The 24,408-nt window shown below is 49.2% G+C and carries 25 protein-coding genes and 2 pseudogenes; 11 read left to right on the top strand and 16 right to left on the bottom strand.

What is annotated here, in order from left to right:
* Nucleotides 1–66: 66 nt before the first annotated feature.
* Nucleotides 67–1,155 carry an alanine dehydrogenase gene (ald, locus tag H6H02_RS17360; RefSeq protein WP_190819983.1) on the top strand — a complete coding sequence of 363 codons (1,089 nt, stop codon included), beginning with the start codon at nt 67–69 and terminating at the stop codon, nt 1,153–1,155.
* Between the two features lie 107 nt (nt 1,156–1,262).
* Here the strand turns inward: ald and H6H02_RS17355 are convergent, their stop codons facing one another.
* From H6H02_RS17355 to H6H02_RS27210, 3 genes and pseudogenes are all read right to left on the bottom strand, one after another.
* Nucleotides 1,263–2,699: a cation:proton antiporter gene (locus H6H02_RS17355; protein ID WP_190819981.1), complete on the bottom strand. Its 1,437-nt coding sequence runs from the start codon at nt 2,697–2,699 to the stop codon at nt 1,263–1,265.
* 133 nt (nt 2,700–2,832) lie between these two features.
* Nucleotides 2,833–3,360: an STAS domain-containing protein gene (locus H6H02_RS27215; RefSeq protein ID WP_347342626.1), complete on the bottom strand. Its 528-nt coding sequence runs from the start codon at nt 3,358–3,360 to the stop codon at nt 2,833–2,835.
* A gap of 11 nt (nt 3,361–3,371) precedes the next feature.
* Nucleotides 3,372–3,758, bottom strand: a pseudogene (locus tag H6H02_RS27210) (SulP family inorganic anion transporter).
* Here H6H02_RS27210 and H6H02_RS17345 point away from each other — a divergent pair.
* Complete coding sequence (locus H6H02_RS17345; RefSeq protein WP_190820027.1) at nt 3,730–3,906, top strand: hypothetical protein; 177 nt, start codon at nt 3,730–3,732, stop codon at nt 3,904–3,906. The pseudogene H6H02_RS27210 and the gene H6H02_RS17345 sit on opposite strands and share 29 nt — an antisense overlap.
* A gap of 230 nt (nt 3,907–4,136) precedes the next feature.
* Here the strand turns inward: H6H02_RS17345 and H6H02_RS17340 are convergent, their stop codons facing one another.
* From H6H02_RS17340 to H6H02_RS17330, 3 genes and pseudogenes are all read right to left on the bottom strand, one after another.
* Nucleotides 4,137–4,469 carry a hypothetical protein gene (locus tag H6H02_RS17340; RefSeq protein WP_190819978.1) on the bottom strand — a complete coding sequence of 111 codons (333 nt, stop codon included), beginning with the start codon at nt 4,467–4,469 and terminating at the stop codon, nt 4,137–4,139.
* Between the two features lie 93 nt (nt 4,470–4,562).
* Nucleotides 4,563–5,699: a sodium-dependent bicarbonate transport family permease gene (locus H6H02_RS17335; protein ID WP_190819976.1), complete on the bottom strand. Its 1,137-nt coding sequence runs from the start codon at nt 5,697–5,699 to the stop codon at nt 4,563–4,565.
* Between the two features lie 145 nt (nt 5,700–5,844).
* Nucleotides 5,845–6,043: pseudogene (locus tag H6H02_RS17330) on the bottom strand (SulP family inorganic anion transporter); the annotation flags it as partial.
* 853 nt (nt 6,044–6,896) lie between these two features.
* Between H6H02_RS17330 and H6H02_RS17325 the strand changes: the two are divergent.
* Nucleotides 6,897–7,607 (top strand): cytochrome b/b6 domain-containing protein, encoded by a 711-nt coding sequence (locus H6H02_RS17325; RefSeq protein WP_190819974.1) that lies wholly within the window; start codon nt 6,897–6,899, stop codon nt 7,605–7,607.
* 12 nt (nt 7,608–7,619) lie between these two features.
* Here the strand turns inward: H6H02_RS17325 and H6H02_RS17320 are convergent, their stop codons facing one another.
* Genes H6H02_RS17320 through H6H02_RS17290 form a run of 7 tightly spaced genes read right to left on the bottom strand, consistent with a single transcriptional unit; the run spans nt 7,620 to nt 11,527 of the window.
* Nucleotides 7,620–8,279, bottom strand: a complete 660-nt coding sequence (locus H6H02_RS17320) for a Na(+)/H(+) antiporter subunit B (RefSeq protein WP_190819972.1) — start codon at nt 8,277–8,279, stop codon at nt 7,620–7,622.
* Nucleotides 8,279–8,860, bottom strand: a complete 582-nt coding sequence (locus H6H02_RS17315) for a DUF4040 domain-containing protein (protein ID WP_190820021.1) — start codon at nt 8,858–8,860, stop codon at nt 8,279–8,281. Before H6H02_RS17315 ends, H6H02_RS17320 begins: the two co-directional genes overlap by 1 nt.
* Nucleotides 8,853–9,131 carry a monovalent cation/H(+) antiporter subunit G gene (locus tag H6H02_RS17310; protein ID WP_190819970.1) on the bottom strand — a complete coding sequence of 93 codons (279 nt, stop codon included), beginning with the start codon at nt 9,129–9,131 and terminating at the stop codon, nt 8,853–8,855. The genes H6H02_RS17315 and H6H02_RS17310 overlap by 8 nt, the downstream gene beginning before the upstream one ends.
* Nucleotides 9,128–9,379: a hypothetical protein gene (locus H6H02_RS17305; RefSeq protein ID WP_190819968.1), complete on the bottom strand. Its 252-nt coding sequence runs from the start codon at nt 9,377–9,379 to the stop codon at nt 9,128–9,130. The genes H6H02_RS17310 and H6H02_RS17305 overlap by 4 nt, the downstream gene beginning before the upstream one ends.
* On the bottom strand, nt 9,376–9,765 hold the full coding sequence (locus H6H02_RS17300; protein WP_190819966.1) for a cation:proton antiporter: 390 nt from the start codon (nt 9,763–9,765) through the stop codon (nt 9,376–9,378). Before H6H02_RS17300 ends, H6H02_RS17305 begins: the two co-directional genes overlap by 4 nt.
* A complete protein-coding gene (locus H6H02_RS17295; protein ID WP_190819964.1) occupies nt 9,762–11,195 on the bottom strand; it encodes a cation:proton antiporter in 1,434 nt (477 codons plus the stop codon). The genes H6H02_RS17300 and H6H02_RS17295 overlap by 4 nt, the downstream gene beginning before the upstream one ends.
* The gene (locus tag H6H02_RS17290; RefSeq protein WP_190819962.1) at nt 11,192–11,527 is read right to left on the bottom strand and encodes an NADH-quinone oxidoreductase subunit K; all 336 of its coding nucleotides are present in this window, start codon (nt 11,525–11,527) and stop codon (nt 11,192–11,194) included. The genes H6H02_RS17295 and H6H02_RS17290 overlap by 4 nt, the downstream gene beginning before the upstream one ends.
* A 288-nt stretch (nt 11,528–11,815) precedes the next feature.
* On the opposite strand from H6H02_RS17290, the gene H6H02_RS17285 reads away from it, so the two are divergent.
* The gene (locus H6H02_RS17285) at nt 11,816–12,925 is read left to right on the top strand and encodes an ATP-binding protein (protein ID WP_347342627.1); all 1,110 of its coding nucleotides are present in this window, start codon (nt 11,816–11,818) and stop codon (nt 12,923–12,925) included.
* A 103-nt stretch (nt 12,926–13,028) separates the two neighbouring features.
* Nucleotides 13,029–13,547: a hypothetical protein gene (locus H6H02_RS17280; RefSeq protein WP_190819958.1), complete on the top strand. Its 519-nt coding sequence runs from the start codon at nt 13,029–13,031 to the stop codon at nt 13,545–13,547.
* 75 nt (nt 13,548–13,622) lie between these two features.
* Here H6H02_RS17280 and topA read toward each other — a convergent pair whose 3' ends face one another.
* Entirely contained in the window at nt 13,623–16,292 is a 2,670-nt protein-coding gene (gene topA / locus H6H02_RS17275; RefSeq protein ID WP_190819956.1) for a type I DNA topoisomerase, read from the bottom strand.
* A gap of 367 nt (nt 16,293–16,659) precedes the next feature.
* Between topA and H6H02_RS17270 the strand changes: the two genes are divergently transcribed.
* Genes H6H02_RS17270 through H6H02_RS17260 form a run of 3 tightly spaced genes read left to right on the top strand, consistent with a single transcriptional unit; the run spans nt 16,660 to nt 18,439 of the window.
* Nucleotides 16,660–16,953, top strand: a complete 294-nt coding sequence (locus H6H02_RS17270; RefSeq protein WP_190819954.1) for a hypothetical protein — start codon at nt 16,660–16,662, stop codon at nt 16,951–16,953.
* Nucleotides 16,940–17,080 (top strand): hypothetical protein, encoded by a 141-nt coding sequence (locus tag H6H02_RS17265; RefSeq protein WP_190820025.1) that lies wholly within the window; start codon nt 16,940–16,942, stop codon nt 17,078–17,080. Before H6H02_RS17270 ends, H6H02_RS17265 begins: the two co-directional genes overlap by 14 nt.
* Before the next feature lie 9 nt (nt 17,081–17,089).
* Nucleotides 17,090–18,439, top strand: coding sequence for a GGDEF domain-containing protein (locus tag H6H02_RS17260; protein WP_190819952.1), 1,350 nt, complete (start codon nt 17,090–17,092; stop codon nt 18,437–18,439).
* Nucleotides 18,440–18,500: 61 nt separating this feature from the next.
* On the opposite strand, the gene H6H02_RS27695 is transcribed toward H6H02_RS17260, so the two are convergent.
* Together H6H02_RS27695 and H6H02_RS17255 are read right to left on the bottom strand one after the other, a co-directional pair.
* A complete protein-coding gene (locus tag H6H02_RS27695) occupies nt 18,501–18,629 on the bottom strand; it encodes a hypothetical protein (RefSeq protein WP_277922566.1) in 129 nt (42 codons plus the stop codon).
* A 134-nt stretch (nt 18,630–18,763) separates the two neighbouring features.
* The gene (locus tag H6H02_RS17255) at nt 18,764–18,934 is read right to left on the bottom strand and encodes a hypothetical protein (RefSeq protein WP_190819950.1); all 171 of its coding nucleotides are present in this window, start codon (nt 18,932–18,934) and stop codon (nt 18,764–18,766) included.
* Between the two features lie 74 nt (nt 18,935–19,008).
* On the opposite strand from H6H02_RS17255, the gene H6H02_RS17250 reads away from it, so the two are divergent.
* The 3 genes from H6H02_RS17250 (at nt 19,009) to cobJ (ending at nt 24,348) form a co-directional block, all read left to right on the top strand.
* Nucleotides 19,009–20,625 carry an NAD(P)H-quinone oxidoreductase subunit N gene (locus H6H02_RS17250; RefSeq protein ID WP_190819948.1) on the top strand — a complete coding sequence of 539 codons (1,617 nt, stop codon included), beginning with the start codon at nt 19,009–19,011 and terminating at the stop codon, nt 20,623–20,625.
* A gap of 345 nt (nt 20,626–20,970) precedes the next feature.
* On the top strand, nt 20,971–22,317 hold the full coding sequence (locus tag H6H02_RS17245) for a C1 family peptidase (protein ID WP_190819946.1): 1,347 nt from the start codon (nt 20,971–20,973) through the stop codon (nt 22,315–22,317).
* Nucleotides 22,318–22,407: 90 nt separating this feature from the next.
* A complete protein-coding gene (gene cobJ, locus H6H02_RS17240; protein ID WP_190819944.1) occupies nt 22,408–24,348 on the top strand; it encodes a precorrin-3B C(17)-methyltransferase in 1,941 nt (646 codons plus the stop codon).
* The last annotated feature ends 60 nt before the right edge of the window (nt 24,349–24,408 follow it).

Here is a 24,408-nt window from a genome sequence, read left to right as displayed (position 1 = left end):
AATAAGTCACCAGGTGTGGCACCTATAGTCAATTCAATACATAACCGAGAAATTTGAGGTATATAAATGGAAATTGGCGTTCCCAAGGAAACCAAAGATCGTGAATTTCGGGTGGGTTTAAGTCCTAGTAGCGTCCGGGTACTGAATGAAAACGGTCACGCGATTTTTGTAGAAACCGCTGCTGGTGATGGTGCTGGCTTCGCCGATGAAGATTATATTCTTGCCGGGGCAAAAATTGTCCTAGAAGCCAAGGACGCTTGGAACCGAGAACTGGTGGTTAAGGTGAAAGAACCGTTGAAGCCAGAGTACCAGTTTCTCCAGAAAGGGCAGATGCTGTTTACTTATTTACACTTGGCAGCCGATCGGGGGTTGACTGAGCATCTGATTGATTGTGGCGTTAGCGCGATCGCTTACGAAACGGTCGAACTTTCCGATAGAAAATTGCCCCTGCTCACCCCCATGAGCATTATCGCCGGTCGCCTCTCCGTACAGTTCGGGGCACAGTTTTTGGAGCGCCAGCAAGGAGGTCGGGGGATTCTTCTGGGCGGTATTCCCGGTGTCAGACCGGGTAATGTGGTGATTTTAGGCGGCGGTGTCGTTGGCACCGAAGCGGCTCGAATGGCGGTAGGCATGGGTGCCCGCGTCCAGATCTTGGATGTGAATGTCGAGCGTTTGGCGTATCTGGAAACCCTCTTTGGCTCCAGAGTTGAGCTGCTCTACAGTAACTCCCTGCACATAGAAGCGGTCGTTTCGGAAGCGGATTTACTGGTCGGCGCAGTTTTAGTCCCAGGGCGTCGCGCCCCTATCTTAGTCCCTCGGAAGTTGGTACAAAAAATGCATCCCGGTTCGGTAATTGTCGATGTGGCAGTCGATCAGGGCGGTTGTGTCGAGACGGTGCGACCAACGACCCACACCAATCCCATTTACATTGAGGAAGGCGTCGTTCACTACGGCGTCCCGAATATGCCGGGAGCGGTTCCCTGGACAGCCACTCAGGGACTTAACAACAGCACCTTACCCTACGTCCTGAAGCTGGCGAACCAAGGGATGAAAGCTCTAGAACTCGACCCGGCTTTAGCAAGGGGTATCAATGTGCAGAATCACCGTCTGGTTCATCCTGCTGTGCGCGAAGTGTTTCCCGATTTAGCTGACTAACTACCCAGTAGTTTGTGAGTATTCCGGGTTGAGTGAACGGCGAGAGGCTGGTAGTGGGGCGATCGCGATCTGTGGCGTTCATAGTAAAGCGATCGCCCCCAGCGTCCTCACGGCGTAGGCTGAGATTCACTCACTAAAATTGATTGCTCACTGGCAGGTTCGCCCTTGCTTGGAGGTTCGACTGGCTGACCAAAGGCAATCCGCAGAAATGGCGGAGCCAGAAATGTGGTCAGAATCACCATGATAATAATGGATACCTCTAACGGCTTATCCAGCACCCCGCTCGCAGCGCCGATTCCGGCAAACACTAACCCGACTTCACCCCGTGGAACCATGCCAACCCCGATCGCGAGTCGATTGATTCCAGGTTGACCAAACACCGCCCAACCTGTCACTACCTTGCCGAGAATGGCAACTAACATCAAAAATGCGGCAATCAAAAGTCCGGCACGATTCTCAGGCACCGTCGGATTCAACACACCCAGATCGGCTCGCGCCCCCACCGTCACAAAGAAGATGGGCACCAGTAGATCGGCGATCGGTTTTACCAGTTCATCTAACTCATTACGGGCATCAGTTTCATCCAGAACCAAGCCAGCGGCAAAAGCACCCAAAATCGCTTCTAGATGAATCGCGTTACCCAGAAATGCCATGAAGAAGGCAAAGATAAATGCTGGCATAACCACGTTTCCACGGGTTTTGAATTTCTCCACAATCGCAACGAAGGTTTTGTTGAAGATGCCACCCAACAAAATGGAACCGAGCAGAAACGCTGTTGCACTCACAATCAGGTAGATGACATTGGCAACATCAATTTCACCCGTTTTCGCTAAACTGGCGACAACAGCCAGGACAATGATTCCTAGGACATCATCAATCACCGCCGCACCAACAATGATTTGACCTTCTTTAGACTTCAGCTGTCCTATTTCAGACAATACTTTGGACGTAATTCCGATGCTGGTTGCCGTCAAGGCAGCGCCTGCAAAAATTGCTGGAATTGCAGGTGTGTGAAAGAACATCATCAAGCCAGCGGTACCAGCGGCAAACGGAACTGCCACCCCGACACAGGCGACGATCGCAGCTTGAGAACCTACTTCTTTGAGTTGTCTGAGATCCGATTCCAGACCAATTTCAAACAGCAGAATAATCACGCCCAATTCAGCCAGCACTGAAATGACTTCACTCTGAGACTCATATACACTCGCGAGGGCTGCGGGAGACAGATGATTAATCCATTGCAGCACGGTCATCACCGGCGAGTCTGAGGCTGATAGTCCACTTTCAGGAAAGACGATCAGGTGTAAAGCAGATACCCCGACAATTACCCCTGCCACCAATTCACCCAGAACGGGTGGCAAATCAAATTGTTTAGCGAGTTCCGCGCCGAGTTTACTCGCGAGATAAATCACGACTAAACTCAGCAGAACTCCAGCTAGAAGAATCGGTGAATTTTCTGCCTCGACCGTTGCCAATAAGGGCTGGGGAGTAACCAGGGATGCTATCCCAGAGCTGAAAGCTGTCATTGTATGGTTCAAAAACATGGGTTAGGTTTTGGTGGTAAAAACGAATCAAACCTTATTTGAATGAGAGGATTTGAATGAGAGGCAACCGATTGCCAGCTAGTTTTGTGTCGCATTAGATCGCCTCGATTCATCAAACCTCCAAATAGGTAAATTAGGCAACTATCTCTGTGCTGTAAACCAGAGCAACCACTTGACGCAGGGCTTCAGTGCGATCGCTTAATATATGGTCTGGAGTCACCAGATCGAACAGTCCTAACTTTTGCAAGCGATTCTGAATTTTCTCACTGGCACCGACGATATAGACCTGTAACCCCTGATCGTGGGCATCGCGAATCGCATTTTCGATCGCTAGTGAAGCCGTAACCCCCAGCATGGGCACATTGCTGAGATCCATCACCAACGCATCGGCTTCTTTCATGGCGTTGTGTTCCCGTGCGATCGCCTTCGACAAGCCAAAAATCATTGGACTACTCAGGTAAAACAGCAAGACACGTCCGTTGCCTTTATCCAGCAGTTGCTTCTGTTCATTGGTCAACCGCGCATCGTCATCCGTATCGGTAATCAACTTGACTTCTTTGGATTGCAAATTGCTCAACCGTTCAATCGTGAGGATATTGGCAATAAATACACCAACACCCACTGCCACAATCAGATCCACAAACACCGTTAAAAGCAACACCCCGTAAATAATCAGGGAACCCGTGAGGGATACTTTGTGCGATCGTGCGATCGCTTCAAGAAGCTCCAGTCGAGAATATCTATCCCTACCTTCAGAGCAATCCCCGCTAACACTGCCATCGGAATCGGTTCAGTCAGTCTGGCAGCGCCCAAAACGACCACCAGCAGCACAACGCTCGTGTTAAACCGGATAACGCTGAGGTTGCACCCGTTTGGATATTAACAACCGTCCCCATTGTTGCACCCGCACCTTGCACCCGCACCTGGTAAGCCTCCGCAGATTCCAGAAACAATGTTGCCGATGCCCTGACCAATCAACTCTTTATCAGACTTATGCTCCGTTCGCGTTAGGCTATTCGCGATAACTGCTATGAGCAAGGTATCGATACAACCCAACATTCCCAACATCAGAATGGCACAAAGTTTAAGCGAGATCGCCAGCCATCAGCCCTACCCGAAATGGCAATTGGGCTGTTGCCGTGTGCGCTCCAATTTAATCAAGCGTTCGCCATCTGCTGACGTAGGAAAGAACGAGGCTGCTGCATGAGAGGATAAGCTTGATTGTCGGCGCTTTCTGACTCTCGGTTCACAGCGTCAAGGACGTTCTGGAACGGGTTTGTGTACAATCATGGCGAGTAAAATGCGATAGATTTTAGGACGAAGGGAGCCAGAGATACCAAACAATTTGGGCATCATCTAAATCGACTAACGTTTTGAGTAACGGCCACCAAAACGCCGGGGTCATGACCCGGCTTTTTGTGTCTACGTCGTCTCGATTCAACAGCCGTCTGGTCCACAGAAACTGTGCCCGTACAGTACCTCCGCGTCACAGATATAGATCATGCCCGCAAAATCGAGGAAAAACTTTATTGCGACCTGATCCGCAATATTTTCGGCCATATCCCGATCCGGGGTGATCACCTCGAATTTTATATTCGCATTGGTGTCAGAAACGCTGGGTTGTCCCGACGAGCGCACGTTGCGACTGCCTTTACCGCCGGTTTCCAGAACCGTATAACCGGTTGCCCCGGATTCTTCGATGATATTGGCGATCTTTTTCAGCAGAATCTTTTCCGTGACGATGACGAGCTTTTTGGCTGGCTTGGCCATGTTGGTTACCTCCTTACCGTAATTGATCTTATATATTGAGTCGCTTAGTCTGCCGGGTCAAGGGAGCGCCGACAGACCGCGACCCGTCTGGGATTAGCTGCCGCCTATGCCGCCTATCGCCTGGGCAAGCCCGAGGAAGAGCGGTATTGCCAAGCCAATCGCAATGGGTGTACCGATGGCTGTGGAGGCACCGATGTAGGCGGAGGGATTGGCCGACGGAATCCCGGCTCGCAACGTGGGCGGACCTGAGATGTCTGAACTGGAGGCGGCGATGACGGCCAGGATCACAACACCGCCCAGGCTGAATCCTGTGGTGTAGTGGGCAATCATGCCGAGACCGAAGGCGATGAACCCATGCACCAGCGGTCCCACTACGCTATACACAACGTACCACTGGGCTACCTTGCGCAGTTCGCCAAGTCTTGACCAAGCCTCCATACCCATGACCAGCATCAAGATCGAAAGCAAGCCGCGGAAGAGGGGGTCGTAGAAGCTTTTATAGACACTTTCCGGCTGGGTAAATAGGCCAAGAGCAATGCCGAGCAACATTGCCGATAGGGCAGGACCCTGGAGGCTTTCCTTCACGATCGGCCATATTTTGACCCGATTATCCGCAGACTGCTGCTTGCGGAGATACTCTTGCCGGCTGCGGGGATAATCTTGCTGATCGGGATAATCGCCTGCTGCAACGGGCTGCTTGCTGAAAGACTCCTGCACGGTAGAGTGGGCTGCTGCACTACCCTTCTTCTTGTTGAGATAAATGTTGGCCACCACAATCGCCGTTACCAGCGCTGGGATATCCATGAAGGGATAGAGTGCGGCAGCCCATGCCTCGTATGGCATGTTTTGTTCTTCCAGTAGCGTCAGGGCGGCAGCCATGGTAGAGCCACTCACAGCACCAAACAATCCCCCGGTCGCAATCGCATCCACGGTGTTGACCTTCGGCAGCTTGGCCAACGTATAGCGCGCGATGAATACAACAAGAACCCCTACTGCTACAGCAGACGCTGCGGGTAACACCATCTCCGTCAGGTTGGAATTGCGGATCGCCTGACCACCGGTCAGACCGATTTTCATGAGCAGCATGAAGACGATGATCTGATTAATCGCCTCTGGAATTACCAATTCGCTACCAAGGGCGGCAATGACCATACCACCAATCAAAAACCCGAGTGTTGGGGACTGTAACTGCTTAACGAAGTCCATTAAGAACAAGGACAAAAAATCCATGAATACCTCCTTCTCCTCTAATGAGGAGTCTTGCAATAAATGAACTAAAGGAACTTTAAAGAGTTAAAGAGAGTAAGAGTGAGGCGCTTCACCCCTACAGCACAGGTGTTGCACGAGAACCTGTAGACCGGGCTTACAGTCATTGGCCCGTCGGTTCAGAGATCAACGTTGGGATACCGCCAAGCAGGGCAGAAAAAAAGCCGCCACAAACTGCCCCATAGAGTCCACCGAGGAACCCCACCCCCAAAGGCCAGAGCCAGGGGTAATGAGACAACGGCAGTCGTGACACCTCCGAAGATATCGCCTCGCAGGTTGTTAAAACGAATACGATTGGTAATTGACATGGAACAGGGAAGGAATAGTAGGGCAGTACCGACGGTGAACAATTGAGCAATCGAAAGGCAAAATTTTTGCTTTTCTAATGGAGTTAGCAATAGTAGAACAAAGCAGATTTAAATTTAAATCTGCCTCCATGTCCTCGGAGCTTCCAAACTTTTAGCTGATTGAATTCTTTAATGTTTTTTACTATACGCTAGTGCAGAGATAAATAGTTGCTCTCTAATCGAGAAAACAGTCAATTTATCATTGAAAATCCTTAGCGTTTCCATAGATTAGACCAATAGCCCATCGGTTATTGTTCTATAAATTCAATATATTATTTTAATTTGAAATGTAAAACAAAAAAATGTCAAATAAGCTTCTAGCACTTTTGGGGTACGCAAACCACTATCGTACACATCTCTAAAAAAGTGTCTGAAACCCTATTGCCACCTGTGCTGAGACCTAGTTTATGGAGAGGTCTATATTTATAGGGGATTTATAGGAGTCACTCGAAACGAACGAGTGGTAGAGTAGGCATTGTCCACCCTACTTGTCAAGGTGCTGTGTAAGTCTTGATTACGCAGAGATAACGAAAGAAAGGCAACGAAAGAATTTTAGGTCAACCCACTTCAAAGACTTCAAAAGCGATCGCGCCTCAAATCAGCGAGTAAATCGCCGATGACAAGGGTTTTTTACTAGGTGAGCATCACGACTAAGGAGAATAAGCGATCGCGACATTGACGATCGCCTATTCTCAAACTCTGCCAAGCATCCGTCAACCACTATCTAAATTGATAGGTTATGGCTTTTTTTGGATCGGGCGATCGCAGAGTGAGACAATTGAATGAGTGGAAGATGTGTGGAAGATTTCAGTCCATGCCTGTAAAACCCTCTGAGCCATATCAACCTTTTCTTCTCCGTATTCTGCATGGCTTTACTAGTCTTTTCGTAATTGCTGCGATTTTGACCGCCTTCTGGACATATGATGTCTACGACGGACGATGGGGAAGAATTCCCTTGCCTGAGCTAAAGGAAATAGAAGGAATTCATGGCACGTTTGGGCTATATGCCTTACTTGTATTCCCTCTATTTGCTCTATATGCTTTCCATCGCGGACACAAAAGACTTATCCAGCCGGATTTTGTGGCCAAACTTGGACAGTTGGGGAAACCCGTATGGTGGTATACGCTGCATCGAGTCATTAACACGCTGGCTATCTTGGCACTGACTTTTGCTGTTTTCTCTGGCAAGATGATGGATGAAAAATGGTTGCCAAGAGGAGAGCTTAATCATAGTTGGTATTATGCTCACCTCATTTCATGGGTGGTGATGGTTGTCTGCATCGCCTTGCATCTCTTAATGAGTGCCAAGATAGGAGGAATTTCCCTTCTCTTATCAATATTAAGTTACCAGTTCCGCCCTAAAGATAGTCCCACTTTGTGGCGAGAAAATATTCTTCAATGGTGGTCTGGTTTGCGACCGACTTTGGCTAAAGAGTGGTTGAAACTGTCCTTTCCCCTCAAAGTTTTAGAGATTCTCGTGTTGATGAGCCTAACTGCTGCTTGGATTGTTCCACTCTTTAAGTAGCTGCATAATCTCTTACAACAATCCCCGATAATGAATAAACACCAAAACAGCTGCCCAAGAACCCAACGCAACTTTTACGGCGACTAGGATGTTGAGCAAGGGGATAACTCCACCGCTGAAAAGTGCGCCCAACTCTCCGTGCGGTAATTCTAATCCGGCTAGGGTGATAACCGATAGGACAATGAAAATCAGAACCGAAACCTTCTCCCATATAGCGGCGTTCCAGCGCTTGTAGATTTCCTGCATCCACTCGGTTGATGAGGTAATCGCCACAAGGCCGATCGCCGTTCCACCCGCAACTCCAGCCGCAAAACCACCGCCGGGACTTAGATGCCCCCGAATCGCCAGTTCGATACCCACCAACGCGGCAATAGTTGCTCCTAGACGCGCCATCACAATCGATGGTTGATCGGTGAACTGATTAATTGTGCAGAACGGTCTTTCATCTGCCAGTAGAAACTTTGCACCCATGACCGCAATCGTAAATACCACCACCTCAAAGATTGTGTCATACAGCCGGTTCCTGAGAATGACAGCCGTAACTGCATTAGGTACTCCACTCTCTTGTACAAGCGTTTGGACGATCGAGAGCGATAAGTCCGGTGCCGGATTGGACACGATCAGGAATTTGACGAACAGCGCTATCCCCGCTGCAATGTAAACCCATTTCATTAATGTTCCTCCCCTGATGGTGCATTTACATAGGTTAGGCTGGTCGCTGGTGATGAAAGTTCGGTTCGCATGATGTCATAGAGGCGTTGAACCCTAGTTGTGGTGTGATAGGGTTGCTTTTCGTCCTCAGTCGCTACGAGGTCTTGATTATCGTAGTCTCGTATAGCACAGGTTGCATGGACTTCTTTGTCCATCAACGCCCGGTGCAAGGCTTGCATATTCGTGTACGGGACGACCTCAAGACGCATATAGTGTTTGCCGAAAATTGAACGCATGTCATCCATTAGTTGCCCAAAATGGGACTCGTCATCTGTCTTGATCGCCCCATCTTCGAGTACACCAAGACGCATCACCAGCGATGAACGCACCGCGATCGCATAAAGCGTAATCGCCAGCAGAGTACCCATCAAGGCTTGGGTCAAAGCCACATCCGCCGCCCCCAAAACCGCAAATACCAATGCTGCGACTGCTCCCACTATTCCCTGGATTACCAAGGCATGGTATGGATTGGACTGAAGTAACAGCATGAGCGCGGACAACGGCAGCAGGGCGGTTATGACATAGATATAGCTATCATTCATGGCTACCTCCACTGCTGGAACAGTAAGCCAACACATACCCCAGCACAGTATTCCAGATTGCCAAGGTGATAATGCCAAGGATGAGCAGCGGCCATTCGCTCGGTATCTTCAGGAGCAGTCCGACGATAATGATCATGCTCCCTAGGGTATCGGCAACCGAAAGAGTATGTAGCTTGAATAATACCGAGCGATGACCGAGCAGGGGAAAGGTTCCCCAAAACCAGAAGAAAATTCCTATACCTATGCAGGTATAACTAAGCGCGTCGATCATAGTTCATTTATTCGTTTAAGGACTTGTGCCAACAACATTAATCCGGCATTACCTACGCTCAGGATGATTACCCCTGTAACACCGAGCATCCAATCATCCCGTAAGACAGATACAACCAGGATCATGATTGATGTCTTAGTCGCAATACTGGCAAATGCCAACATTTTTTGCCAAATATCATCATCTTGCCAAGCCTCATACATGGGTATGAGCAGAGCCAGAATCATTGGAATCAGTACCAAGTTCATGCTTTTTTTCTCCGTCGCACCCAGTGGACTTCGTACCAGCCATTTTCGTGATACTTCAAGACAATGCTTGTGGGCGTAAAGGTGATCAGAAATATATCCAGGAAGATGAGTCCGGTTGTCCGTCCGGGTTTGACTCGCTCCATCGTCACCTCTTCGTAATTGTGGGGACGGAGGATCATTTCAAAGGCTTCCTTATATGCCTGCGGAATCGCCACGAGAGTTTCCCACAGCGCCCGCAGCCAATCGTTTAATGCTTCCGGGGTTTTGGGCCGTCCTGGTAATAGGAGTGCGATGCTGACGCCGATGATGATATTTGCCACGCTCAGATTAGCGGTGAGCAAAAACCAGATGGCCAGTCGAAATATCAGATTTAAGTGTCCAATCATGCCATCACCATCCAGAAGAGCAGGAGCAACATTAGACTCATTCCACCGATCAAATGCTCAAATTCCTCCACCACACGGGGCAGCTTGAGTACGGTTCGTTTGAAAATCAAGAGATACGCCAACCAACCAAGACCGATGGTTGCTAGTGGTTTTACGATATTCGCAAGGGTATATGCCTCGTAATAGGCAATGTTTGCTATAAACAGACCACCGAGCAGCAGGATTACAGCTGACCAGAAACCGGGCTTTACTGCCTCCTCGCCGTCTGCTTTATGCGGCAAGAATATGAATTTGGCAAACGAGATTGCTGTTCCCAAAGCCGCAACGTTCATGGCAATTGTTTGCCAGGGCAGAAAATTCTTCGCCGTCAACACCTTCGCCCCAAAGCCAGACAATAAGGGAAAGCCTGAGATCGAGAAGCTGGCGATAACCAGAGCAATCCAGACCGTTGTTTTGATCGGCTTGTGTTGCAACTCCTTGAAATTGCGGCTCGGTAAAGTACCTGCAATCAGGAAGAGTGCCGATTTGACTAAGCCGTGAGTCAGTGCATAAAAGCCACCTACGATTGGGGCAGCGAGGACAAAGCCTAACTGCGAAACGGTATGGAATGCCAGCATCCGCTTGGTATCTTTTTCAAAGACGGCATAGAACACGCCTAGCAGTGCCGTTCCCACTCCGAATAGCCGGATGAGCGGATCGAGTTCCTCCACTATCAGCGCACAACGCACTAGCGGATAGACTCCAGCTTTGACTACAACTCCCGACAGCATCGCTGATACCGGCGTTTCCGATTCGGAGTGAGTTAACGGCAACCACAATCCCGATACAAAAATTCCCCCCTTAACCAAGAGTCCCAGAAAGATGAGTGCCAGTGCCTCCGGCGGTGCCCCACGCAAACTTGCAAAACTAAACGAATGATTGGTCTGATAGGCTAGCACCGCACCCACCAGATAAAACAGCATTGCTGTGTTGCTGATAAACAGATAACGCAAGGCAACCCAAATCGAGCGATCGGTGCGGGGATAGGCAATCAAGAGAAACGCCGCAATCCCGCTGACCTCTAGTGCTACATATAAACTGATAAAGTCCGCACAGGCGAACGCGGCATTGATGCTGCCATGCAGAATGACGATCTGTGTATAAAAGAAAGCTGTTTTATCGCTGTGCCAACAGTAGAGAATGACTGCGGCTGTTACTAGCGCATTGGTCAATATAAAGTAGCCGCTTACCTGATCGACGATTAATGTGACGCCGAAATTATCTAGTAACTGTAGTGTCAGTGGCGACTGAGTGACAAATAGCTGCAACGCATATCCAGCCGAAACAAATGCCGTGAACAGTGCGAGGTATCGGTCAAGTTTGGGGAGCAGATAAATGGTGAACCCCAAAAAAAACGGTAGTGCAATCCATGCGATGGTAATGGTATTCATGGCGTATTGCTCTTCTCGATCTCGTTGGTTTCCAGGGTGGGATTATCCCGTGCCAGCTTCATGACACCGACCAGCATTACGCACTGAATTGAAAAGCCGATCACAATCCCCGTCAATATCACCGCCTGGGGAACCGGATCAGAGTAATCAACATTTGTGCCGCCTGAAATAATGGGTGTGAATAAACCATCTCGCGATGCAACCAGTACGTAATAGGCGATAACCCCCGTACTCATGACATCCATAGAGATGATCTTCATAACCAAGTTCTTTTTAAGGATGATGCCGAAAAATCCGCAGAATATTGTTGCGAAGACGAATGCTTCTAACACGGAAATTGCCTATGAGTAAATACCTGTCAAACGGTGCTAAAACATATATAGCACTCTTTGATAGTGCTAAAGGACATTGACACTATTGAAAAGTGCCAAGGTAAACGATAGACTCATGCCACACCAACTTGTTGGTTTGAGCTTGGGATTGGATAGGATAAAACACCCAATAGCCTGATGAGAGAACCGATTTGTGGCAAATCAATGTTTAACCTCAGCCCTGACTCGCCAACAAAAGAAGACGTGCCGCAGGAAGGTTTCTACACTTGGGAGCGGGGCGCTACAGCCGTGAATCTTGTGGATATATCAGCACCGTTTCAATTGGTTGGACGGCAAGCGCAATTCCAGCGAATCACCCAGGTTTTAGCGCGTGATGGCGACTTGCTGATTGTAGGAGTGCCAGGAAGCGGACGGCGGACTCTGGTGCGGCGGGCGGCTCAAGAAGTTGGCGCTAAAATCTTGGAGGTTGACTGCATCCGCGTTACCGATGGTCAGCGCTTCGTGCAACTGCTGTGCGAGAGCATAGATCAGACGTTTCAAAGTGCAACGGCTCAAGCTCTAATGGGAGAGTGGATTGAACGCAAGGCAGCTGAATTATTTGTCCTGAAAGACGAAGGAAGTGATAGGCAGCGGCTGCAACCTGTTCGGACAGAGAGCCAAGAGCAGCAATGGAGAGCATTTGAGGGATTAATCGATCTCCTGCAAAGGTTAGCCGAATCTTCGGGCAAGCGGGGGGTGCTAATTTTGGACAACTTCCCTCATATCCGCTCTTGGGATCGGAATGGGGTATGGGAAAAATTTTTGAGGAAAGAAATTGAGCGTCAGACTCAGGTGAGTTATGTGCTGGTGGCAACTATTGCGGAAACCAGCCTTCATCCCGATGAACCGGGCAATCATTTGGAAATTGTGCATCTGGCTCCCTTAGCTGATAATGTTGTTGCCGCTTGGGTTCAGGCGGTTTTGCATGGCGAAGGGTTGACATTCGATCCGCGATCGCAAGCGCTGGAACTCTTTGTCAATGCGGTACAGGGACACTTAGGCGATGCTTCGGCACTGGTGCGACGCCTCAAGTCGGTACGAGTTTCTGACGGGCTAATTCGCGATTGGCACGTTCAGCAGGCAATCCAAGAACTACTAGCCGACCTATCGATGGTCTTCGAGTCATTACTCATGCTGCTTCCAGCAAATCAGGCGCATCTGTTAGAGTCTCTAGCGTTAGACCCGACTGACAAACCACAAAGTCGAGATTACATTCACAAGCATTACCTTTCGAGAGGAGGAAGTCTTCAAGGTGCGATCGCAGGATTGCAGCACAAAGGCTTGATTTACGGCTCCGAACAAGGCTATCGACTGGCTTTGCCTCTGTTTGCTTTGTGGCTTCGCCAGCGCCTGAGTTGATGGCAAGCTGTGCGGGAGCGATCGCTTAAGGGGGTAGTGCAAGATAGGAGGTGGCTGAATGCTATATTCAGCCTATCAGCGTCTATCTGTAAAGGTAGCATTTATGACACAGGAACTAATCGACCTAAGAACTAGCATCTTAGAAGGACGCTATGCAGATGTTTTGGCGATTGTGGATGGGCTAGAGGGGATGAGTAAACAAGCAATCCTCCGTAATATCGAATCTTTCCTCGTCACCATGCTGACTCACTTGATTCAAAACCAAGTTGACCAGTGTTTAACTAATTCCTGGGCAGCTTTAATTTCAGATTCTCTCCAGCAAATTCAAACACTCAATCTCAAAGAGAATAAAACGTCTTACTACATCGAGCAAGATGAATGGAAGCCTTTTCTAGAAGAGGCAATTGAGGCGGCACTTCGTCCGGCAAGTGTGGAAGCTATGGATTATTTTTATCATCCCTGCCAACTTGCAGCGTCGGTGGATAGAACAGACCTCATAATGACGGCTCAGACATTGCTCGATGTAACGTATGAACATTCGCCAAAGACTTTACCAGCAATTATTGATGAGAATTTAGTTCAGCTACCAGGTGGGGAAGAGTGGAAAGAAGGTAAGCGATAAAATAACACTCTTTGAAGGGAAGCGATCGCGTTCATTTTTTCAAAAGCGCGATCGCTTCCCGCCACTGGAAAGAAACTAAGATTTTTTCTTAGTGCTAGTTGTTGCCGTCGTCTTTTTAGCGGTTGTCTTCCCAGTTGTGGTCTTTTTAGTAGATGTTCCACTCTTGGTGGATTTGCGACTCGATTTTGTTGTGGAACCCGCCTTCGCTGCCAACGCTTCCAGCGCTTTTTCCATCGTTAACCCTTCGACAGATTCTCCTTCTGGGACAGAAGCATTCGTCTTCCCATGCTTGATGTAAGGACCATAAGGGCCATCGTAGATATTCACGGGTTCCCCATCAGTGGGGTGAGTCCCCAGTTCTCGTAACGGTGCCTTAGACTTGCTGCGAGTACCGCCGCGTCCCTTTTTCGGTTCAGCCAGCAGCTCAATTGCACGTTCGATGTCAATTGTCAATACATCGTCACCGGCTTTCAGGGAGCGATACTCTTTACCTTCTTTTCCTTGGTCGTGGACGACATAAGGACCAAAGCGCCCCAATCCTGCCTGGACTTTGCCATTAGTTTCTGGGTGAATGCCCAAAGTACGCGGCAGAGATAGCAAGCCAACTGCCATATCCAGCGTCACGTCCTCAATCGTGACCCCCTTGGGCAGAGAGGCGCGTTTGGGTTTTTTGTTTTCCTCTGTGGCATCACCCAGTTGGACATAGGGACCGTAAGTGCCAATTAGCACATAAATCGGTTCGCCGGTTTCCGGATGCAAGCCGACTTTATCGGGACCTTCTGTTTTCTGCTGTAGCAGCGTCTCAATTAGCTCAGCGTGGATGTCTGAGGGGGTCAGATCCTTAGGCAATGAGGCTTTTACTGGCCCAGAGTCCTTTTCAGCTTCAATGTAGGGGCCATATTGACCAATCCGGACTTTCGCCCCACCGAGATCGTCTAATTCGATGGTACGGGCAGATGCGGCATCAATCCCCTTTTCCCTTTCCTTGACTTGGGTAGCCAAACCCATTTCTCCGAGATAGAACTTTTCCAGATATGGCAGCCATTTAGCTTCCCCAGTGGAAATTTCATCCAGGGTTTGCTCCATCTTGGAGGTGAAGCTGGGATCGACCAAATCGGGAAAATGTTGTTCTAGCAGACTGGTGACGGCAAAGGCAGTGAAGGTAGGAACTAGGGCGTTGCCATTCATTTGGGCATAGCCTTTCTCGATAATCGTGCCAATGATACTGGCGTAGGTGCTGGGACGCCCGATACCTTCGCTTTCGAGGGTTTTGACGAGGGAAGCTTCCGTGTATCTTGCTGGTGGCTGAGTTTCGTGCCCGATAGATTCTAGCTTTTTACAGGTCGGGCGATCGCCTTTTTTGAGAGTTGGTAAAATCACTTCCATGTCTTCTAGTGCTGCATGGGGATCGTCCGATCCTTCCACGTAGGCGCGTAAGAAGCCGTGAAAGTCAATCCGTTTGCCACTAGCCCGAAAACCAGCATCTTCGACTTGCAACTGCACGGTAATTTGGGTTTGGCGAGATTCTGCCATTTGGGTAGCGACGGTGCGCTTCCAAATTAGGTCATACACAGCGAATTCCCGACCGCTCAAGCCGGTTTCCTGGGGAGTGCGGAAGCTGCTACCGGCAGGGCGAATGGCTTCGTGAGCTTCTTGAGCGCCCTTGCTTTTCGTGGTGTACTGGCGGGGTTCCGGGCTGAGGTATTGCTTGCCGTACATTTGCTCGACACAACTGCGAGCGGCAGCGATCGCTTGTTGCGACAAATGCACCGAATCTGTCCGCATATAGGTAATATACCCCTGCTCGTACAAACTCTGGGCAGTTCGCATCGTGTCGCGGGCAGATAAATGTAGTTTCCGATTCGCCTCCTGTTGGAGTGTCGAAGTGGTAAACGGCGGTAAAGGTTTGCGAGTAACCGGACGTTCTTCTAAGTCAGCCACCGTCCAGGGTTTATCTGCCAGTCGCGTCTCTAAACTTCTCGCTTCCGCTTCCGAGAGCAGAATCACATTCCGTCCGGCAATAATTTGTCCCGTTGCTTCATCAAAATCGCTGCCAGTGGCGATTCTCGTCCCTTTGAGAGCGACAAGTCGCGCTTCAAAAGGTGTCTTATCTTTGTTTAAGCTTGCCTTGAGATCCCAGTAACTGCCTTGGCGGAAAGCTCGGCGTTGACGCTCTCGATTTACCAAAAGCCGCACTGCTACCGACTGCACCCGCCCTGCCGATAAGCCATAGGAGATTTTTTTCCACAACAGCGGCGACAGCGTATATCCTACCAGCCGGTCTAATATCCGCCGCGTCTCCTGAGCGCGAACCACCTGCTCATCGATATTGCGGCAGTTCTTCAGGGCGTCGCGGATGGCTTCTTTGGTGATTTCGTGGAACACCATTCGCTTGATGGGAACCTTTGGCTTCAATAGCTGGAGCAAATGCCAGCTAATGCTTTCGCCTTCTCGGTCTTCGTCAGTTGCCAACACCAATTCATCCGCATCTTTCAGGGCATTTTTCAGGGCGGTGACAATCTTCTTTTTGTCGTTGGGGACGACATACAGGGGTTCAAAGTCCGCATCCACATTTACTCCCAGCTGCGCCCATTTTTCCCCTTTGTAGGCTTCGGGAATTTCTTTACTGGATTGGGGCAGGTCGCGTACATGACCCATCGACGCCTCGACCCGGTAGCTGGAGGGCAAAAATTTACTGATGGTGCGTGCTTTGGTGGGAGATTCGACGATAACGAGGGTTGACATGGGAGCTTGGAGAAATAGCAGCTGGGCTGAACAGTTAATTTAAATACTTTATGTCAGATGTCAAGAGCGATTAAGAGGATTTTATGCGGAAAACCGACGACTGAAGTCTTGATTTTGCGTACCAAGTCTGACGAGAGCCGGTTTCACGAATGGCGGTAAATCGCATCTAGGGGCGATTCGCTCTCCCAAAGATAGCTTGCTTTTTTAGAGCCGCTACCGAGAGAGCGGTTTGCACCAGACTTAATTTAAAGCTATCTCAATGTTTAACTTATGGAGGATTGCAATGGCGACCTCCCTCTATTTCGAGGTGTGCCAGAATGGATGCCAACATCTGGCTAAAACATGCCTAGCAGTACGAGGATAACCCATGCAACCGATTCGACAAGGCGATGTCATTTTACTCCCCGCACAGCAAACCGAGGGAGAAAAGCTATCTCACCTGACTCTGGCAGAAGGCGAGGTGACGGGACACAAGCACCGCATCAGCGACGGACAAGCCGAACTATACGAAAAAAATGGCACTCTCTACCTGCGCGTCTTCTCGGAAACGGCAACTTTAACCCACGAGGAGCATAAAGCTATTGCTATTCCCCAAGGCAGCTGGATGGTGCGAATTCAGCGCGAATATGAGCCTCAAGGATGGCGTTATGTCGCAGATTAAGATTGATAAACTTACGCCAGAGCAAGAAGTGCTGATTCCAGTTTATCGGGAGACGTGGCGAAGCGTAGCGCTTTCCACCGAGCCAATCGACCGAGAAGAAGCCGCAGAAGTGGTAAAAGCAGCCTAAACCGAATAAATGAACCAGCTCCTGATTGATGATTTGCAATTTAACCAAATATTTCGCGACCCGCTCACAGGTTTATTGAATCGTCGTTATATGTTTGTATTCTTGCAGTGGCAGGGGTGTCGAGAAAGAAGTCAGCAATTATTAGGTCTAATTCTGCTAAATATCGATTGGTTTCAAAGGTACAACAATTTAGTTGGTTTCTCAATAGGCAATTTCTTCCTGCAAGAATTGGGGAGCTTCTTACAAAGAAATATTCCTAACTCAGCGATAGCCTGCCGCAAAGGAGGTGATGAATTTGCAGTAATTTTGCCAGAAACTTCCCTAGAAGATTGTAGGCGAATAGCCGAGCAACTTAGGGAAGGAGCTAAGCTACTATACGTAGATCCGAATTACTACATTCATCGTTGCACTGTCTCTGCGGGAGTAGCAGTTTGCTTTCCAGAGCCTGAATTAAACTGGCAGGAATTAATTAAAGTAGCCGAGCTTGAGACAAATAAGGCTAAATCCAACGGACGCGATCGCGTGGAAGGTCCCATCCAATTCTCTATGAGAACCGAATCGTTTTTAGAAGAGACTTATTCGGAATCCAAGCAAGTAATAATCAAGGATGCTAGTGGATTTTTACAAGACTTACGAGCTACAGAATTAGATTCTTGGGAGGAATATACTTTACTCCAACTTAATTTATTGAATTATCCGGTTAATTTGTTACAGAAAACCTGCCCGATTACAGAAAAGATTGATATTTTAGTTGTAACTTCTCAATTTGAATCAGCGAGGGAAACTGTTAAGTCTATTGCTGCCTTGAATGGCATTGATCGAGACACCCAAGGACAAGCCTATTGGCAGTTACAGCAGTTTGCAGGATGGACTTGGCGCTACTTTGATACACAAAATATAGTCAGCGAACGCCCGATAAAAATCTCTTTCGATAGCCAAAATCGCCTCCATGCCGAAGGAGAACCGGCAATCGAATTTGCTGATGGATATAATTTTTACTCCTATCACGGCGTAACCTTACCAGAAGAATACGGCAAATTACACCCAAGTCAGTGGCAACCTCAATGGCTTTTAAAAGAAGATAATGCGGAACTGCGACGAGTATTAATACAGGTAATTGGCTACAGCCGTATTTGCCAGGAATTGCAAGCAACTAAATTAGATTATTGGCAAGAATATACCTTGTTAAAAATAGATAATAAGCTCGATGTAGAGCCAATATATTTATTAAAAATGACTTGTCCCAGTACCGGACACATTCATGCCTTGCGCGTTCCGCCTAATATGAAATCGGCGCGTGAAGCGATTGGCTGGGTGAATTGGGGAATCGATCCTGAAGAATTTTCTGTGCAAACCTAACACTCTCTCCAGATGAGAGAAATCGCTTCTCTACAAAATGTGGGTTGTGCTTCTTGGGGGTTCATGTCTCTAAACGCGATCGCTCTCGCACCAAACTCCGCACAGGCAACGTAAATCCCAGCACCACATCCTCACCACTCAAAGCCGCTGTAGCGGGATACTGCGTAACTGAGCCATCTACACGATACATCCAAGCTTGTTGATTTTGGCGATCGCAACTCTGGATTTTTAGAACTGATTCGCATTAATTCTCCATCAGTTACAGTAGCCCAAGACTGTACCACCGCTTCTTACCCTTGCAGAATCTCGAAAAGCTCGATTGCGTCACCATCGCAGAATCGAAGACAGGCGATCGCGCGATCGCTGACAAGTCACTTCGCCTACTGAGATTTTAGCGACAGCGCGATCGCCTCTTTCCTGTCTTTTTTCCTTGTTCTTAGCGTCTTTGGGGTTCATGACGCCAAAAGCGATCGCCCTCATCAATAATCCAAGCAACCCCGAACGCCATAAAATTAAATAATATTAAGAGTCTCAGTCTCTCTGCCTAAATACCCAAAACTATATATCTCATGAGTTTTGCTGAACTTGCAGCCCAGTTGAATGTTGGGACAATCTGGCCGGAAGGGATTTTAATTGTCACCCTTTTGGCAGTTCTCATCGTTGACTTGATTATCGGGCGGTCGTCCTCGCGCTTCACGCCCTATATTGCGATCGCGGGTCTACTCGCCTCCATCGTCGCTTTGTACTATCAATGGGGGAACACGAACACCATCGGCTTCTTGGGTAGCTTCAACGGCGATGCCATGAGCGTCGTCTTTCGCGGCATCGTTGCCTTGTCTACCGCCGTCACGATTATGATGTCGATCCGCTATGTAGAACAAAGCGGCACCTCCCTGGCGGAATTTATTGGGATTATGCTTAGCGCCACCATTGGGGGAATGATTCTGTGTGGTGCAGATGAGCTGGTGACGATTTTTGTCGCCTTAGAAACCCTCAGTATCTCGTCCTACCTGATGACGGGATACATGAAGCGCGACCCCCGTTCCAATGAAGCAGCGTTAAAATATCTGCTAATTGGCGCTTCGAGTACAGCAATTTTCCTCTACGGTGTCTCGCTGCTGTACGGACTATCCGGGGGAGAAACGAAGTTGAGCGCGATCGCTACTGGCATTTCCAGCGCGAACGCTGACTTATCCTTAGGGTTGCTGATTGCATTAGTCTTTGCGATCGCCGGGATTGGCTTCAAAATTGCCGCCGTTCCCTTCCACCAATGGACACCAGACGTTTACGAAGGCTCACCAACACCTGTTGTAGCCTTCCTCTCCGTTGGTTCAAAAGCCGCTGGATTTGCCCTTGCCATCCGCCTGATGGTGACAGCTTTCCCCCTCGTCACTCAAGAGTGGCATTTTGTCTTCACCGCCCTCGCAGTCTTGAGCATGATACTGGGTAACGTCGTTGCGCTTACCCAAACCAGCATGAAACGTCTGCTGGCTTACTCTTCCATTGCCCAAGCTGGCTTTGTCATGATCGGTTTGATTACCGGCACCGAAGAAGGTTATGCCAGCATGGTGTTTTATATGCTGGTTTACCTGTTCATGAACTTGGGCGGCTTCGCCTGCGTGATTCTGTTCACCCTGCGAACAGGTACGGATCAAATTACCGAATACGCGGGACTGTATCAAAAAGATCCGCTTCTGACTTTGTGCTTGAGTATTTGTCTGCTGTCCTTGGGAGGAATTCCGCCCTTGGCTGGCTTCTTCGGAAAAATCTACCTGTTCTGGGCAGGTTGGCAGGCGGGTGTTTACGGCTTAGTCTTACTAGGGTTGCTCACGAGCGTCGTCTCGATTTACTACTACATCCGTGTCGTCAAGATGATGGTGGTAAAAGAACCCCAAGAAATGTCTGACGCCGTGAAGAATTATCCAGAAATCCGCTGGGATATATCGGGAATGCGCCCTTTGCAAGTGACTTTGGTGCTGTCGTTAGTGACGACAACCTTGGCAGGGATTTTGTCTAACCCGTTGTTTACCCTGGCGAATAATTCAATTCTTCGCACGCCAATGCTACAAGCATCGGTGCATAACACAGTAGCGACGCAAGACCTTGCTCCCTTAGAGTCTATGCTTCCTGCGGCTGACTCGGTTAGTCAAATTCAGCCTCAGCTTGATTTGAGCGCAAAGATTTAACATCCTGGCGGTGAGGTTGATCTGAGAGAAGAGTCCCCCTCTTCTCACCTAAAAAAGCAATTCAAGGGTTGGGTGCGATATATCTGTAGGGGCATGGTAATCAAAAAGCCCCTACCACCCAACTGAGAAACGCCATAACTCTTTCTTAGCTAAACCCGGTTTCTTCAAGAAGCCGGGTTTTCGCTGTGGGGGGGAATGTAGCGTGTATTTCGGCTTTCGAGCGATCGCATCCACTGGCGATTCGCATCTCTGGACGCTTATCCGGCGGACAGTTAGAATGAGCGCATAAATCTATCCTCAGATAGATGAACTGATAAAACGATAGCTGACCCTAGAGGTTGTTTTATGCCGAATCTGCGCTATTCGCCCAAAGTTGATTCCGTCCAGCATTCGACCGGCAAAAAGTTAAAATTGGGCGGCTATCGACCCGACACAAAGGATGCGAACGATAAGAAGTACGCGGCTCATCGATTTCAAGCCGAAAAGCTACCGCCACGGGTCGATTTACGTCACTACCTGACTCCGGTAGAAGATCAGGGGGAGGTGGGAAGCTGCACGGGTAATGCGATGGCGGGAGCCTACGAATACCTGGCAATGCGTCAACTCGGTACCGCTGGGGATGTAAGCCGGTTGTTTATTTATTACAATGCGCGATCGCTCGCCGGAGAAATTGAAGAAGACGCCGGAGCAACACTTCGCAATTGCATCCAGGTATTGCGAAAGATGGGCGCTTGTTCTGAGTTAACCTGGCCCTATCACCCAGAGCGGTTGTTTCACCGTCCCCACGACCAAGCTTATGAGGAAGCAACCCAATTCTTGATCGACGATGCTGAGCGAATTGACGTGGATTTGTACGCCATGAAGCATTGTCTAGCCGAGGGCTATCCGTTTGCCTTTGGGTTACAGCTTTTCGATTCGTTCATGAGGGAGGGAAATAAGGGGATTCCCATGCCCAACCCGGAAAGAGAGGAGTCTCAAGGCGGTCACGCGATGTTGTGCGTCGGCTACTCGGACAAAGATCGGGTATTTGTGGTTCGCAATTCTTGGGGCACAAACTGGGGAGACAAGGGATACTGTTACATTCCCTACGACTACATGACCAATCCCGAATATTGCGATGACTGCTGGACGATTCGCAGCGTCACTGACCTCGACTATAGCCGGGACGTTTGGAGCGATGATGACGCCTCCTTTTTGGATGACATTATCCCGCTGATTGCCGATTCTCTCGATATTTCAGACAGTGAGATTGGCAGTGACGAGGAAGAGTACGAAGAAGTCGTCGCAGAAGATGAAGAATACGTCGAAGACGAAGATGAAGAATACGTCGAAGACGAAGAAGACATAGAAGACATAGAAGCTGTCGCCGAAGACGAAGAATACGTCGAGGATGATGAATACGAAGAAGCCGTCGCCGAAGATGAAGAATACGTCGAAGACGAACAGGATATAGAAGCCGTCGCCGAAGACGAAGACGAGGAATACGACGAGGATGATGAAGCTGTAGAGGAAGATGAGGAAGACGAAGAATACGTCGAAGACGAAGAGGATATAGAAGCCGTCGCCGAAGACGAAGACGAAGAATACGAAGACGAGGAATACGGCGAAGACGAAGAATCCGTAGAGGAATACGGTGAAGATGTCGAGGAGCTAGACGAAGAGTACGACTCAGAAACCCTCGAAGAAGAGTAAAATCCGGAGAGCGAGTAGCGCCATAGCCTTTGGACATACGCTTTGCGATCGCGCAAATAATCGCTCTCACAAAACAACTCAAGACAATCGATGGTATTACTGTTAGGTGATTTTCAGCCACTAGCCGCGATCGCGACTACTCCCACGGGTGCCCAAAAACTACAGCCGCTTTGTCAATCTACGGGTGCTACTCTTTGGGTTCCAGAGTCTCTAAGCGATGTTGTAGAGACAAGGGCGATCGCATCAGCCAAAGTTTATCGCGGTTCCCTCAAAGACCACCTAGCGACCTTGTGGAATACACATCGGGGCTTTGTTTTCTGCTTGGCATCTGGAGCCGTGGTGCGTTTGATTGCACCCTTATTGCAAGATAAATCCAGCGATCCAGCAGTGGTCGTGGTAGATGAAAATAGTCAGTTTGTTATTAGTCTATGTAGCGGTCATCAGGGAGGGGCGGATCGGTTGGCACAAGCGATCGCCCTTACCATTGGGGCAACGCCAGTCTTGACAGGTGCCTCCACTGGGTTAGGACTCCCAGCCGTGGATATGCTGGGCGTTCCTTTTGGCTGGAATCGAGGTGAGGGAGATTGGACGGGCGTGAGTGCAGCGGTAGCGAGAGGGGAACGGGTACAAGTCATTCAGGAAGCGGGTTCTCCTTTATGGCAAAGTCATCTTCCTGAAAATCATCCATTTGATTTTAGGGTTCCAGAATATCTCGCCAGTCAATCAGAGATGGTTCAATCTAACCAGGAACCCGATGATCCAAAATCATCCCCGGCGAGGATTTGGATTAGCCCCACCCAGCAACGATTTTCCTTAGCATCAAAGCTGCCAAGAGTCCAGTGGCATCCTAGAGTCTTGTGGGTGGGAATCGGCTGCGAACGAGGAACCTCGAAAACGTTGATAGAAACAGCAATTGGGCAGGTGTTTGAGAAGAATCACCTAGCCCAAGAAGCGATCGCCGGGATTGCCACCATCGACATTAAAGCTTCGGAAGTTGGGTTAGTGGAATTATGCCGCGATCGCCATTTGCCTTTGCGAACTTTTCCGGCTGATATCCTGCGTTCTGTTAGCGTCCCCACGCCCTCAGCGGTTGTGGAAGCAGAAGTCGGAACGCCCAGTGTTGCTGAAGCCGCAGCGATTCATGCAGCTTCAGTCGGGGCGGAAGACATTGTGCCGCTGAAAGTGGCAAAACAAGTTTTTAAATTAGAAGGTCAACCAGGGGCGGTAACGGTAGCGATCGCTCAATCCGAACAAGAATATACGGGTCGCACGGGCTGTTTATTGCTGGTTGGTACGGGACCTGGAAAATTAGACCAAATGACTCCCGCGGCTCAAACCGCTGTATCCGGCGCTGACGCCATCATTGGTTACTCTCTGTATATCGATCTGATTTCTCCTTTGCTGCGTCCCGGACAGATTGTAGAAGCGTTACCGATTACCCAGGAACGGCAACGGGCAGAACGAGCAATAGAATTAGCGAATTGGGGATTAACCGTAGCGGTTGTTTCTTCTGGAGACTGCGGCATCTACGGCATGGCTGGGTTAGTCATGGAAGAACTCCAAGTCAACGGCTGGGATGGCAAAACGCCAGGAGTGCAGGTGTTTCCGGGAATTACCGCCCTACAAGCCGCTGCCTCGCGGGTGGGTGCGCCTTTGATGCACGACTTCTGCGCGATTAGTTTGAGCGACTTGCTGACCCCCTGGGAGGTGATTGAAAAGCGCCTGAGTGCCGCCGCGCAGGCAGATTTTGTCACTGCACTTTATAATCCGCGATCGCAAACTCGAACCCAGCAGATCGCGATCGCCCAAACTATCTTTCTGCAATATCGCGATCGTCACACGCCGGTTGCGATCGTGAAATCAGCTTATCGAGAAGACGAACAAATTACGCTGATTACACTTGAAAAATTACTCGATACTCCCATCGATATGCTGACAACGGTACTGATTGGCAATAGCAGCACTCGCACCCACGCGGATTGGATGATTACTCCACGCGGCTACTTGGGTTTTAACGCCGAAATCCGTTAATTTATTCGGCGTTTCTGTAGAACAGAAAGTTTAGGTAAGAAAGTGAAACTAGACTACCCA

Source organism: Coleofasciculus sp. FACHB-1120, assembly GCF_014698845.1.
GTDB lineage: Bacteria > Cyanobacteriota > Cyanobacteriia > Cyanobacteriales > FACHB-T130 > FACHB-T130.
Note: the sequence above shows the minus strand (reverse complement) of the source record. Positions and strands in the feature narration are given on the sequence as shown.